Below are 13,978 nucleotides of genomic sequence, written 5' to 3' on the forward strand. Positions count from 1 at the left end.
TAGGAATAAGAACTGAAGCTTCCAACTAATTCACCCCACAGTATGGACAAAATGGAGAATGACCTGCTTTAGTTAATATAGTTAATTTAGCTTTTCTATCACAACATAAAAACATCACTTCATCTAAATCATCTTTTTCATATAATACTCTTGGTTGTTTTGTTGTCATAAGTTTCCCAGCTTTAAATTTCATGCCCTTACTTCTTTTCAAAGACTTTTCTAATCCTTTAAATAGATCATTTACCGCTTTTGCCATTTCATTCTCTGCTAATATCATAGCATTTTCCTTAATATCCTCAGTGTAGTATGTAGAAACTGGACAAGGAATACCACAACTAGGACAAAATAACTCCATAACATCATCTTCTTGTACTTCATCGGCTCTTAATTTAAATTCTTCTCCACAAAATGAGCACTTAAAAGATGAAAATCCAGCCATGTCGCTTTGTTTAGAAATTATAAATTTTTTTGGCATTACTATAGCTCCCTTTATTATGTCTTAACTAAAAAGTTAGATATATATATGCATGTATGTAAAACCGACTTCTTAAATTAATAATTAGTATAATTCTTCAAATTTCTATTTAATATATACCTCAATAAAAACAATAATTTTGTCAATACAGAATCCTAACCATTATTAATTCTTTAAAACCTCCTAAAATTCCTTTTTTGACCTATAAAAAAAAGCATGACGTACAATTGTCATGCTTTTCCTCATATAATCTAATAATATTTTAAGTCTACATCTTTCATGTATCATGTATAACTTTGTTGTAGAATAAACAACTTTCTTGTATAATCCACGACTTTGTTGTAATTACACATTATGATTTTTTATATTGTGCGAAAAACTGGTTTGAAAGCAGCTTGCATTGCATCATCCAGACCTTTCCCTTGTGCTGGGTTCCATGCCGCAATAATTACGTTATAGCCCTCTTTCTTTAACTCTGTCGCAAAAGCAATTAAGGCAGCTCTTACTTTTTCATTCTCTACTAAGTCAGCATCAAATGCTAAGTATACATTTTCTACTCCCATATCTTTTAATACTGGCATAACGATTCTCCATGCATTTACACCTGGAATCGCAAGAACTGTTGTCCCTACTTTAGCTATTTCTTCTTTATTTAGTCTTTGAGGAAGTAAATCGGCAATCAAATCCGCCTTCATCGGCCCTTCTGTAATCATTACTGATTTTGTTTTGTGCAGCATACCAGACTTCCAATGTTTCAAATGTGAGCTTGGTACCGCTACATGTACAGGAAGTGGATTTTCACTACCTCCCGCACCGGTTCCTTCATTTTTATTTGCTGAAGAGATCCATAAGTATTTTTGACCTTTATGTATCTTTACAACAACCTTTTCCCCGTCGATTAATAATTCTTTATTTTTCCCTATTTCTAGTTTTCCTTCATAGATACAATCCTCGTTTTTCGTTATTTTCACAACATTAGGCTGTTGGACTAGTTCGGCTTGTATACCTGTAGGCCCAGATTTCACATGAACAGAGTTCTTTACTTCATCTACACGTACTTGCCAACCAACAATTTGATTATATTGGTTTCGGAATGGAATCATAATTCCTGGAAAACCTGCCATTAAACGAAGAGAAGTTTGTCCTTTCTTCATTTCATAAAATCCAGGTATTCCCTTCCAACAATCTTTTTTGCCAATTTGTTTAAATAACTTTTCCCAAATAGTTGTGTACGTATTATCATCTTCCAACACAATTTGTTGCTTTAAAAACGAACGATATTGACGTACCTGTACTTCTTCTTCAGTCATTTTTCTATCTTGCAGTAAATGTATATGATGCTTCTCCTCTAACGGCAAAAATCCGATTAAATTACGATTAAATACATCTAATTCTTCCTTACTTCGCTTACTATGCCCCTTTACTACATCTACCTCTGGTAATTGGTATTGCTTCTTACCATTTAGATAATGGATATAACTTGGATTACTTGAATTTTTACCGTATACCCACTTACTTTCCACACGGGTACATGCTACTTTCTCCTGTGAAACATGCAGCATACAGTTTCCAATACCATTACAGATTGGGCATGGAACACGATAAAATTCCCACCAACTTCCTCTTGGATGTGCAGTTGTTAAACGAAATTGTCCTTTTTGTATGTTATAATTCATCATTTCCCACTCCTTGTATACTATTTATTATATATGGAACAGCTACTTCCATTAAACTCTTTATACTTCTATTTAGATGTTCTCTTTGTTCTCCTAACGGATAGACAAAAGAATATGTATCACAAACTAAATAATCGTTTCTATGTTCTTGATCTAGCAAAGCTGATTCTACATATGCTTCAAATGCTCTAGCAAACATCTCATGATTTGTAGACCAATACTTTTTGGTTCTCTTCTTATCTAACTTAATGGCTGTATCAAAGTATATAGACCCTTTCACTTGATAGGATATTTCAACAAGTTTTTCGCCAGTTTTTTTATAATGATATGCAGCTAACATTTGTGCGGTTTTCTCGAATTCTTTTTCAATTTTACGCTCCATACGCGTTTTTGTAGCTCCTGATAAAGTATCAAGCTTCCTACACAAACTAGCATGATGTGATTCTAAAATATTTGAAAGATTTCCTTTAAACACATCATAACTATCGATAACACCACCATAGAAATACCACTTTCTACTGTAGGCATTTTCCACGTTGATTACTCTGGCAACTTTTCCTTGTTTACAAGCCTCTAACACAGCTTGCATCTTTTCCTTGATAATAGCAGGCAAGATATTCCCAATACTCTTCCCGCTTGATAAGAAAGCAAGACTACCATTTTGAAAATCGTGACTACAATCATATAAGAAATGATCCAATGCATGTCCCCATTCATGACACAATGCCCCGACTCCATTATCACGAGTTAAATTAATGACTTTGGTAGAAGGTTCATAATGTGCTAATGCATTGCCGCTTCCTCTCGCACCAATAGCAAGTCCTAAGCGTCCTCCTAACCCTATATACTCAGGTGGAATTCCCAATATACGAGCTAAATCCTGCAATGCTTCGGATACATGCCCGATATGTTCTTTTGCATATTGTTCGGTGCAATAATGACCAAATTGCATCCCCTTCAACCCAAACATAGCAACTACGTCTTCAGGTTTGGTAGCAATTTCTACTTCTGGTCCTTTTCTTTGCAGAGTATCTGGCAGTTTCCTACTCCAAGCAGCTGCGGATTTCTTACGAGTCGTAACCTTTTTCGTAAGTAAATCCTTCCATGTTAGTTCATGTGATACACGAAGATACGTAGAATTAATACTTTTTGAATTTGTGCAAAGTGATATGAATTTCTTTCCTAATATTAATAACTCCATACCATCTGCATCAATAAACTCATCAAAATATTCCTCTACCATTCTTTTAAATGTGAATGTTACATTCTTATTTTTTCTAAATGCAGACCAACTATTGTTCATTTCCATTCCATAAGAGACCACAAGATCTACCCATTGTTCTGAGGTATGTACCGACTGTATATCATGCCATATTCTTCTACATGCTTGAACATATAGTTTCCTTGCAGTCGGTGTATCTACAATTGGCTTCTTATTAATTCTGCCCACTAGCAGTTGCTTTAACTTTGCAACACGTGGTGGGACATCATTTTCTTTTTCATGTTCAAAAGAGAATGGAATCAATGTATTTCGATCCAATGCATTTAGCGCCTCTACTGGAGATTCTTTTTCAATTTCAGCTAAAATTTCTAAAGAAAATGATACTAAAAATGATTCTTTTAAAGCTCGTATCTCTTTCTTTGCTCCCACTAATTTCTCACCTACATCATAACTGTATCGATTGCGAACTTGTTTATCTGTTCTCACATCTTGTACCATTACGTCTTCTCCAACCTCTAAACCAAACAGTTCAAATAAATTCATACTAAAATCCTCCTGAATAAAATAAAAGACAGAAATTCATAGTCATTTTGCACTACGGATTTCTGTCATTCCCTCTGTCTGTACACTTCCATATAGTTATGTAAATTACTCATTACGATACACTCACACCTGTTAAAGAGAATAGATCCTCTTTTGTCGGATTTAGTGCTTGTAACCAGCTATCTACCTCTAAGAAGTTTACTTTTTTTAATTGTTCGCCTTTTTCCGCACGCTTAACCACCTCTAAACCTCCATGATGATGCACAATCATTACAAGATCATCTTTCTTGAAAATACAATCTACATCTGCAGAGTTTATGTGGTGGTTACGTAGAATTGGTTTCCATTTCTTAAGTGAATACCCTTCTACATTTAAAAAACCACGGATAGCAGTAAAGCGAAAACTCGTTCCTCTAAAACATCTTTCCAATAAAAAAAGGAAATCCCGTACACATCCATTAAAATGAACATGATACAAATAGATTTCCCCTGCTTGTTTTGCTGCTCGCTGTGACAAGTTTGATGGTTTAATGGAAAACTGATAACAATCTCGTTCCCAAAATGCTCCTTCTTTTGTAACTCTCATTCGTAATGCACGTAAACTTGGAATAAGTTCATCTGGATGTGCAGAACAAAATAAAGATACTTCATAACTGATATTCATAAATAAATCCCCCTAAATAATAATTTTGCCCAGTGTAATAATGGGTTCTAACAATCAAACAGACTTGAAAACAACACAAAAAGGGCTTCTTCAAGTCGATTAAAAATGTGCATAGCAAAATAAGCTATATATACACTAATCGGCTCAAAGAAGCCCTTTCATAAGTGAAACAAGACGCAACTTGCTTCTACAACTCAACCACAACACAATAAGGTGTGGGAATAAACGGAATCAATTAAACAATAAATATAGTTATATATTATTAAATTTATTAAGTATTATCAAGTGTCGTTATATATTTATAGTATTTAGCGGTATAATACAAATATATAAAGGAGGTAGAATATTTTGCAAATAGGGTATGATTCAAATAATCCAAGATTAATTCCTTCAGTTGTATCTTTTATCGATGTATTAGGATTTTCGCAATTGGGCATGAAAGCGATTAATTCCGACGAAGGAGATGTATTTTTAAATCAGATACATACATCATTAAACAAAGCTCGACACGCTATCACCAATCAATTGTCGCTAGCAAAGGTTAAGGTTTTTACTGACAACGTGGTAATTGGATGGCCTATTTATGGAGATGGCGAGGGAGAATTAGGAACCACTTTCCTTAACCTAGCACAATATCAATTCTCTTTAGCGCTTGATGGATTCTTTATACGTGGTGGAGTAAGTGTTGGTCCTCACTTCATGGATGAAGAAACTGTTTTCGGCCCTGAATTGATTACAGCATATAAACTAGAATCTCAAGTAGCTGTTTATCCTAGAATTATTCTAGGTGAAAAAAGTATAGAACAAGTACATAAATATATGGCTTATTACCCATCACAATATGATAACCCTTTTTATTTTGAACTGCTTGAGGATATGGACGGAGAGTGGTTTTTAAATTACCTATATGTTTTATTTGAATTGTACGAGGAAGAAGCGTTTAATGGGGATTTCACACCATTCTTCCCCCATTTAGAAACACATCGTAATCAGATTTTAAGTGCATTACATACCTATGCAAATAATCATAAATTACTAAAAAAATATTCATGGATAGCAAATTATCATAATTATTTTTGTGATGAATTTGTACCTGATGCACCTGATGATCTTAAAATCGATTCTCCAATAAAAATGTCACAACCAAGAAGAATAATTACATAAATCATAAAAGCATACTATTTTTAACAATTTAGCATTTCAAATATTTTATAGTTATATCGTGCATATTCTTTTTCACTTTCTTGAAATCATGTATAATTAAAGTATCCTACACGAGATATTGAGTCATATCTCATCGTCATTTTAAAAGACCTCCATTTTATATGGAGATCTTTTTTTAGGGGATAAATAAATAACTACTAATTTTACACGGCAGGAAATTCCCCCTACACATTCTCTATTAATATCCACCCATCTTAATTACTAACATAGTCATAAACATACTAAACATGAGGCTTTTTAAGTACTTATTTTCATCTTTTGCTCTAAAAAGAGCTAAACAGCAGAATAAAGCCCATCCTAACCAAAATAGCATTCCTAAAATCATTGGTAAATCAGTCAATTAAATCTACTCCTTCGAATATTTTATCTATTACACTATTTAATATATTCATTTTGACTTCATATTTTAAGCCCAAAATAAAAAAGACAGAAGTTTTTCTGTCTTTTTTATTTATCTTAAAGTAATCCATTCATAACTTGCCCACTCTTTTGGTTTTTTATCGTACTTAATACGACCAGTCGTACAGAAGGAAGCAATCATCCATTGTATAATGTTCATCTTGGCATATGGATCAATACAATCCTCTATTTTTTTTAATTGATAGCCTGTACTATTTTTCTGCCAAATTGTATATAAACGAAAATGTGTTGTAGTAACAAGCCTAGCTTTTGTTGTAACTTGCCATTTTGCAATTTTCGTTAAATCCTCTTTGACTTTTCTCTCATACTCTTGTTTTATCACTTTATAAGTCTTGTCTTTATTAATTAATCCATTAGAGAATGTAAAAGGCATTTGATGCACCTCATAAACTGTTCCTTCTTCATCTCCTAAAATATTTGATTCTACTAGGAATATGTTTTTTAGTTTTAACTGTTCCGTTAATTCTTTTCCGCTCCGATAAAACGGTTTTTTTATCTTCTGAAGCAAGACAACCTGTACAATTAATCCGATAAGTAACGGATACGCTAGTATAAACACCATATTAATAAACATATTGGTAATAAGTACCCCTACTAATGCGAATATCGTGAAGTAAATATACGTTTCTCTTTGATGAATGATTCTACTATTCAAGCTAAAATACCTCCGTTTTGATAAAAAGTGAAAGCAACATATACAATTGCTCCTAATAAAATAGAACAAGCCCCCGGAAAGCTCTGTATCAGCTGTATATCTTTCTTTGGTAGCTTTGCCCCAAATATAGAAGCAGCATGCTCCAATTGGTCTTTAAACGCCCCCACAAACCCCAAAATTTTAATTAATCGATACACACTAGCAATCCAAAAGAATAGTAAATGGAAAGCTGTTAATGTAATAGCAGTAAGGATTGCTGATTCTTCCACTAAATTACTAACATATATAGCTACCACCACAAGCATTTTTGTATCACCGGGTGAAGAAAATTTAAATGTCTCTAACAACAAACCACACGCTAATGCCATAGCTAGTACAATCACAATCTCTTTCCCTGTTCTTATTCCAGCAAAATACGTGATTCCTATACCTACAATTAAGAATAGCAAATGCCATATATTTTTCGTTTTTCTATATTTCAAATCAGTAAATACATTCAGGGCCATATATCCTAGTAGTATTCCTATTACATATATACTCATAATTTTTTCTCCTTATTTTTTCCTATTTTAATGAATTATTACGGTCCACTCACTAGAGACCAGGTGACCGTAGAAGTATAAGTAGCTTGCCGATTCTTCCCTACATAAGTTGTCCCTGGATCTAACTGCAGTTGTAATCCATTTTGTCCAAAATCGACTTGATATTCTCCAATTGCTACATCTTTTGAAGCCCGTATAATAGTGTGTGCCGCCCCAGTATCAATAGGTGTACTTGGAATTTGTATGATAGGTTTCCCTGTCTCTGGACCTTTTACTTTAGTTATACTTACCTGATTTTTTAAGGATAAAGAACCCTTTGGCAATTGTTTTGCAATATTCGGCTCTGTAAATGGAGAAATTGTCATATTCAATCTCCATCCATCCGCTTGATTTCGACTATCATGTATCATGAGTTTCCCTAATGTACCAAATGAATTTTGCTTTTCTCCATTTAGTTGAATAGGAGTAAACTCTACACTTTTAGGAACAGTAAGCATGTCTACTCGTCCTTTTTGTGTTGTAGATATATGCTTCGTCGTACTTTTATTCCCAGCTTTATCTACTGTACGGATATGTACATATTGTGGTTTCGCATAATCAGTTGGAAACTGAATGCTAGTCTGATTTGTAAACTGAACACCACCCACTTTATCAAGTGAAGTGTCGGATTTATCATTCACTACATATTCATATCCCTTTACACCACTTGTTACAGTTGCAGGAACTTCCTTAGAAAAATCCGAAACGCCATTCCTGCCAACTCCACGAATTTTATAATGATAGGTACTCCCTTCATCTTTAGCAGGGGCAAACGTTACTTTAGTTTCTTTCAGTTCTCTATTTTCAAATTGGAAGCTTTCAGGTGTTGTTGGCACTGCCTGATCTTTTGCTTCTTTATCTACATAGTCAGAGAGTCTACCCTTATATATTTGCTGATTTCCCCTGTATACTTCCGCTTCCGATGCATATCCCACTTTTAACTCATCCACATAGGTAATCCCTTCTGAATAAGCAAGCATATAAAAAGTTACACCTCGTTGCTCGGTAATATAAAACGGATTATTTGCAACTTGAGTATTCATACTAAACGTAGACCATCCATTTATATCTTTATTAGAATCATTCTTTGTGATCGTACGATTATTTGGTAATTGGATAGGTGCTGCCCATTTTCTTGTTTTTAGGCGATCACCTTGTTTCATCGGGGTCACAATAGGACTATTTAATATTATCTTTCCCTTTCCAGAACCATCCTGATACGGTATTACCTTTTCAATCATAGGGGAATCTTGATACACATCTTTGTTTATATCCGAAGTTATATGTCTTCTATCCCTTGGTATGTTGGTACCCGGTTCCTTCTCTGGAAACAAAGAGATATTACTAATTTCTATTTCTTTTGAACCGCCTGGAACATCTTTCAAAACAGTAGCATTATAATAGTCAAATTCTCTCCCTGTTTCCCAGCCTCCATCACCATAGAAACTAATTCTTCCTAATCCTTGTGACTTTGCTTTAAACGTTGCTGAAATATAAGCATTATTAGGTACGTTTAATCGCTTAAAAACAGCAATGGAACTCTCTCTTACTGTATAAGGATATAAGACACGATTCCCTCCCGATTTTGTATCAAATACTTTGTATCCACTAGTATCTGTACCATTTGGATAAAAGACTTCAGATTGTAAACTTTGATTCCCGTTTCCGTAAAACTCTCCCCAACCACTCATCAAATTAACGTCTTTGGGGTTATTAAAATCAATTTTCCATAAGACGTCCTGCTCTAAGATATCAATCGCCCATTCTAGCTTCACTTCATTTTCTTTTCCACTTGCAGTGAGTGTTGGAATACCACTTTGCTGTTTTACTATTTGATCAGCTAATACAGAGTTATCTTTTGAATCACTAATTACGCACGATACACCTAAAAGTATGATCGAAGTAAGAATCTTCCCCCATTTCACTGTTTCCTCCCCCATTCCATTTTTACGCTATCTAAGCTGCCTTATTTTGCTCCTTCTGACTTGCATGTTTTTTTCTCCACCATACAAATACAAACATTGAAATAATTAATATAAAAACACCAGCGGCTATTATATATATTTGATTAGAATATCCAGGCAACACTTTTATTGCACCTGTTTGTTCCGCATACTCTGTTACATTAGAAGCAGTTATGCGTATCTGTTCTGTAAATATTTTTGGTATACCATTCTCTTTTATAGTGACTTTTAGTGTATACTTTCCATCTTTGTATTCTTTCGCTTTCCATGGGATTGCTAATCCTACCTTAGATTTTGGCGCTACATTGAACGCTGGAATATTACCATGAAATAGAACGTTATCCTGTGATAAAACTTCATAGTAAACTGCTACATCCCTTACAATATTTGCATTTGTATTTTGAATAAGTGCATGGACTTGTGGTTGTGTTGGATAAGATTCTACAGTTGTGCCATTTAGTTTAAGATGTTCTTTACTAACTGAATTTTCAGTCTCTTCATTATTCAATTGTATTGCTACCGCATATTCAATGCGATTATGTACAGAAAAGTTCAATCCGTCCTTTTCAAGCTTCTGTGCTTTAGTATCGTGGGCTAACTCAAATAATAATCCTCCTAAAAACACTCCATCTTGATTTGGTGTCGTTAAATGTACCTCTATAGTTTTCGTTTGATTCCCCTCTAAGTTAACAGCGTCAGGAGCTTGTACATACTGATCCATATAGAAATCTGTATCTGTTAATATACTTTGTGAGACTTCACGATTTGGTACATACATAATACCTCCATTTGTAGAGGTGAGAGCGTTAGCAACTTTTACATTGACTTTGATTGGAGTATTAGCTTTATTGTGTACATCCATTTTTACTGTTTGATTCTGTTTCTTTTTCACCTGTAAATTAAAATAATTTTTTATATCGCCTAGTTGATTATCCGGGACATGAATGCTTACATCAAATGGTAAACTATCTTGTTTTTCTTCTGCATAAACTACTTTAAAAGGTTTTAAGCTTATACTTAAAATGAATATAATCACAACCAAAATACTAATTAAAATTTTATATACATAGCTTTTCATTCTGCCCCTTCTTTCTATGTACAGAAGAGAATCATACATACGTGATTCCCTTCTATATAATAAATTTCTTTTAAGGTCCTGTTACAATAGAATATGTCAGTTTTGACTCATATGAGGTAGCACCAGCCTTATTCTCAACATACGTACTATGTGGATTTAACGTTAAAGCTAGAGACTTATCATTGAAACTAACATTATATTTCCCCATACCTTCATCTTTTTTCGCACTTAAAATCGTAACTTGATTATCAGTATCTATAATAAAGTTAGTCGTTTTAAACTCTGGATTGGGTGAACTTGTCCCTCCTACTTTCGTTATAGCAGCACCACCACTATTCAAAACTAAGGAACCCTTTGGAAGTGTCCGATTTGACTTTGCATCTCCACTCACTTTAAATTGATCTGCTTTCACATTGATTCTCCAACCATTCCCTGAACCAGTTGCATCTGTCACTGTTAGCACACCAGGATTTGCATGTGTCACTTGCGTTTCTCCACTTAGTGTTACCGCGTTAAAGTTACTAACTGGTGTAACAGCAATATTATGTTCCCCACCTGTTATACTTTGATTTAGTTTTGTATCAGCTGTTGTTGCTGCACTTGCAGGTGTACTAATTAATGACATGCCAAGGGCTAATGTTGCTAATGTAGGAATCATTACTTTACTGAATTTCATCATAGTACCTCCTTATATTTTAAAAGGAGGGAGCTATATAAAACACGCCCCCTCTTATTTTCAATTAAAATTTATTTTTTGTTCCAAGAATCTACATCCGCATTGCTTGATGCTTTTGTGAATCGAGCTAGAATTGTATCATAACCGCCTTGGATTGCTTTCCATACAAATGGCCCAATTACTAATACAATAATGACCGCTAAAGCAATTAACATACCGTTTTCTGATGATAGTTGTGAATCCTCATTTTTTAACCAATTCTTCATTTTTGCTAACATTACATTTCGTCTCCTTTATATATCGATTTTAAGAATTTACTAAAATAAGAACTTAATTATTTAAATCTTTTATTACTTATTCCAAGAATTTACGTCTGCATTGCTTGATGCTTTTGTGAATCGTGCCAGGATCGTATCATAACCACCTTGGATTGCTTTCCATACAAACGGCCCAATTACTAATACGATAATGACCGCCAAGGCAATTAACATACCGTTTTCTGATGATAGTTGTGAATCCTCATTTTTTAACCAATTTTTCATTTTTGCTAACATGATTGAATCTCCCTTATTCATTTATTTGAACTATATACATAATAAACATCATGAACCTAAAACTTTTATTACTTGTTCCAAGTATTCACATCTGCATTGCTTGATGCTTTTGTGAATCGAGCTAGAATTGTATCATAGCCGCCTTGGATTGCTTTCCATACAAATGGTCCAATTACTAGCACAATAATTACCGCCAAGGCGATTAACATACCATTTTCTGATGATAATTGTGAGTCTTCATTTTTTACCCAATTCTTCATTTTCGTTAGCATATATTTTGCTCCTTTACCTATTCCATTTTGAATAATGTTTTTCTATATACTTGCAAATCCTTGCATTAAGGATTGAATAAGAATGACCATCGGAGAAGTAAGCATACATCCAATAAGCGCAACGTTAAATTTATTCATTTCCATTGGCTTATTTTGAATGAGACGATTATAGTTCTCATGTTTTAACTCACGCATCATTTTAATCTGTGCATCCATAATACGTAGACTCTGTACCTTGTCCGTTTTTTGTGCTTGTTGCAATGCAATTGTAAAGGTATTTACCTCTGGACTATTTAAGGCAGCTGCAAAGTTTCTAAATGGTTGATCCGAACCCGCATACATTTCTAATTCCGCTGTAAGTGTAGATACATACGGTCGAAGATGTCTTCCAGCATATATCTGCGCCTTTTTTACTGCTTCTAATGTTGTATGTGTTTTTAACAACTGCAGCATAGGAATTAAATACTCCGGTAATTCGAACTTCCTTGCTTCTATCGCCTGCTTGATTCTTATCTTTAATAGATAATCTGGATAGAAATAAAGCAGTGGTGAAATCAAAACGCCCACTTTAAATAAGTAGTAATCGTGAAACACTGTACATATCAAGAAAACAGAGGTGAAAATGATGGGATATGCTACCTTCATTTTCAAATATTCTTCTGGTTTCGTATCCAAACCAGCTTCTTCTAATTTTTTCTGGATCAGCTCTTTCTTTTCTTCTGTCAGATACTTATGTGATAGCGACTGGAAGGGAGCGAGCATCATTTGATTTAAATTCTTTTTTTCAATTCGTTTTGCATTTTCTACATAGTTTGTAAGTAGGCTACCGCTGTCTTTTTTACTTTGTAGAAAGGTAGAGAATACCCAGTACATGACAACGAATACCACTAAAGCTAGAATCGTAGCCAATTTATTCCCCTCTTTCTGTTGGATTATAATTTGCAATCTTTTCTACACGGGTCGCTAAGAAAAATACAATGAACATATTTACCGCTAATGCAATTTTCCCCATCATAGAGCCTGCTACAAATCCATATGCTTCTTTTGACATCAACATAATCACAATCGGCATGGCAATCACGATTAAGCAATTCTGTACAAACGCACGTTGTGCTTGTGACAAACTAGAACGTAATCTTGCCAAATATAACTTTTGTTTTTCGAAATCTTCTGCAATATCTAATAAGACTTGTACTGAATTCGATCCGCCTTCTCGACTACACACTTCCAACATTTCATGGAAGAAAACCAATTCTCTAAAATTAAAAGTTTCATTGAATCCTTTAAATGCACGGTGCATTGTAGTTCCACCTTCTAATAAAAGAGAAACTTTTTCTATTTCTTCTTGAATGCTCTCATGCATCATTGGCTTTACTTGTACTAACACGCGTTTAGCGTTATTACTAATTTGAAGCGCATTCGCTACTGCCTTCATATAAATAGAAAGACGGTCAATGACAACTAAGTAGTAACGTTTTTTTCTTCGATAGAGAAGAAATTTCGGAACTAAAAATCCACATAAAGCAGAAATCAGTGTAAAAGGATCTCTTCCAAAGGAGAAGTAGAATATTGCTGCTATACTCATTCCGGAAAGAATCGTATATACCCAGTACATGCTTTTCGTCAATTTCCACTCGTACTTTTGGGCTTCTTGGATAACAGATTGTGGAAGATACATTCGTATGCCTTTAATATTCCTTAATTCCAAGCGCCTTTCTTCTTTCTCATTTTCTTGTACAAATTGGGAAAGTGCAGAACCTTTAGATTTTGCAAAAAGTAAAACAAGTAATACTACACTAATAAAGATTAATAATATACATCCATAGGCGAACAAACTATGCATACTGCACCTCCTGTTGTGATAGGAACGGTGCATAAAGAGCTGGATTTACAGAAGTAGCAGAACGGAATTTTTTCTCCATTTTAGCTGACATTTTCCCTGTAATAATGTGCTGTCCATGAATTTTTCCTATG

General features: G+C 34.2%; 16 protein-coding genes. 1 reads left to right on the top strand and 15 read right to left on the bottom strand.

The features are described from left to right. Nucleotides 1–25 precede the first annotated feature (25 nt). The 4 genes from FOT98_RS11800 to FOT98_RS11815 all read right to left on the bottom strand — a co-directional run bounded on the left by FOT98_RS11800 (nt 26) and on the right by FOT98_RS11815 (nt 4,580). Nucleotides 26–475, bottom strand: coding sequence for a hypothetical protein (locus FOT98_RS11800; protein ID WP_001124741.1), 450 nt, complete (start codon nt 473–475; stop codon nt 26–28). A 362-nt stretch (nt 476–837) separates the two neighbouring features. Next, entirely contained in the window at nt 838–2,151 is a 1,314-nt protein-coding gene (locus FOT98_RS11805; protein ID WP_001108764.1) for a DUF3854 domain-containing protein, read from the bottom strand. Beyond that, on the bottom strand, nt 2,141–3,916 hold the full coding sequence (locus FOT98_RS11810) for an LPD1 domain-containing protein (RefSeq protein ID WP_001048059.1): 1,776 nt from the start codon (nt 3,914–3,916) through the stop codon (nt 2,141–2,143). Before FOT98_RS11810 ends, FOT98_RS11805 begins: the two co-directional genes overlap by 11 nt. A 112-nt stretch (nt 3,917–4,028) precedes the next feature. After that, nucleotides 4,029–4,580 carry a hypothetical protein gene (locus tag FOT98_RS11815; RefSeq protein ID WP_001027668.1) on the bottom strand — a complete coding sequence of 184 codons (552 nt, stop codon included), beginning with the start codon at nt 4,578–4,580 and terminating at the stop codon, nt 4,029–4,031. Between the two features lie 348 nt (nt 4,581–4,928). On the opposite strand from FOT98_RS11815, the gene FOT98_RS11820 reads away from it, so the two are divergent. Further along, nucleotides 4,929–5,744 (top strand): hypothetical protein, encoded by an 816-nt coding sequence (locus FOT98_RS11820; RefSeq protein ID WP_001165543.1) that lies wholly within the window; start codon nt 4,929–4,931, stop codon nt 5,742–5,744. 238 nt (nt 5,745–5,982) lie between these two features. Here the strand turns inward: FOT98_RS11820 and FOT98_RS32335 are convergent, their stop codons facing one another. From FOT98_RS32335 to FOT98_RS33550, 11 genes are all read right to left on the bottom strand, one after another. After that, nucleotides 5,983–6,144, bottom strand: a complete 162-nt coding sequence (locus tag FOT98_RS32335; RefSeq protein ID WP_000130911.1) for a hypothetical protein — start codon at nt 6,142–6,144, stop codon at nt 5,983–5,985. A gap of 111 nt (nt 6,145–6,255) precedes the next feature. Then, the gene (locus FOT98_RS11825) at nt 6,256–6,879 is read right to left on the bottom strand and encodes a hypothetical protein (RefSeq protein ID WP_001088469.1); all 624 of its coding nucleotides are present in this window, start codon (nt 6,877–6,879) and stop codon (nt 6,256–6,258) included. Next, nucleotides 6,876–7,421 (bottom strand): hypothetical protein, encoded by a 546-nt coding sequence (locus FOT98_RS11830; protein WP_078387195.1) that lies wholly within the window; start codon nt 7,419–7,421, stop codon nt 6,876–6,878. The genes FOT98_RS11825 and FOT98_RS11830 overlap by 4 nt, the downstream gene beginning before the upstream one ends. Nucleotides 7,422–7,459: 38 nt before the next feature. After that, the gene (locus FOT98_RS11835; protein ID WP_000871008.1) at nt 7,460–9,385 is read right to left on the bottom strand and encodes a WxL domain-containing protein; all 1,926 of its coding nucleotides are present in this window, start codon (nt 9,383–9,385) and stop codon (nt 7,460–7,462) included. A gap of 31 nt (nt 9,386–9,416) precedes the next feature. Continuing rightward, entirely contained in the window at nt 9,417–10,502 is a 1,086-nt protein-coding gene (locus FOT98_RS11840; RefSeq protein ID WP_000844610.1) for a DUF916 domain-containing protein, read from the bottom strand. Nucleotides 10,503–10,572: 70 nt separating this feature from the next. Then, nucleotides 10,573–11,178, bottom strand: coding sequence for a WxL domain-containing protein (locus FOT98_RS11845; protein WP_000672678.1), 606 nt, complete (start codon nt 11,176–11,178; stop codon nt 10,573–10,575). Nucleotides 11,179–11,249: 71 nt separating this feature from the next. After that, on the bottom strand, nt 11,250–11,456 hold the full coding sequence (locus FOT98_RS11850; RefSeq protein ID WP_000879954.1) for a hypothetical protein: 207 nt from the start codon (nt 11,454–11,456) through the stop codon (nt 11,250–11,252). A 72-nt stretch (nt 11,457–11,528) separates the two neighbouring features. Then, on the bottom strand, nt 11,529–11,732 hold the full coding sequence (locus FOT98_RS11855) for a hypothetical protein (RefSeq protein WP_000879955.1): 204 nt from the start codon (nt 11,730–11,732) through the stop codon (nt 11,529–11,531). Nucleotides 11,733–11,800: 68 nt separating this feature from the next. Continuing rightward, nucleotides 11,801–12,004, bottom strand: a complete 204-nt coding sequence (locus tag FOT98_RS11860) for a hypothetical protein (RefSeq protein ID WP_000956364.1) — start codon at nt 12,002–12,004, stop codon at nt 11,801–11,803. Between the two features lie 42 nt (nt 12,005–12,046). Then, on the bottom strand, nt 12,047–12,913 hold the full coding sequence (locus FOT98_RS11865) for a hypothetical protein (protein WP_000201160.1): 867 nt from the start codon (nt 12,911–12,913) through the stop codon (nt 12,047–12,049). Nucleotide 12,914: 1 nt separating this feature from the next. Then, nucleotides 12,915–13,847 (bottom strand): hypothetical protein, encoded by a 933-nt coding sequence (locus tag FOT98_RS33550; RefSeq protein WP_000555803.1) that lies wholly within the window; start codon nt 13,845–13,847, stop codon nt 12,915–12,917. Between the last annotated feature and the right edge of the window lie 131 nt (nt 13,848–13,978).

Origin of the sequence: Bacillus sp. HY001, assembly GCF_007558965.1 — a bacterium.
GTDB classification, from domain to species: domain Bacteria; phylum Bacillota; class Bacilli; order Bacillales; family Bacillaceae_G; genus Bacillus_A; species Bacillus_A mobilis.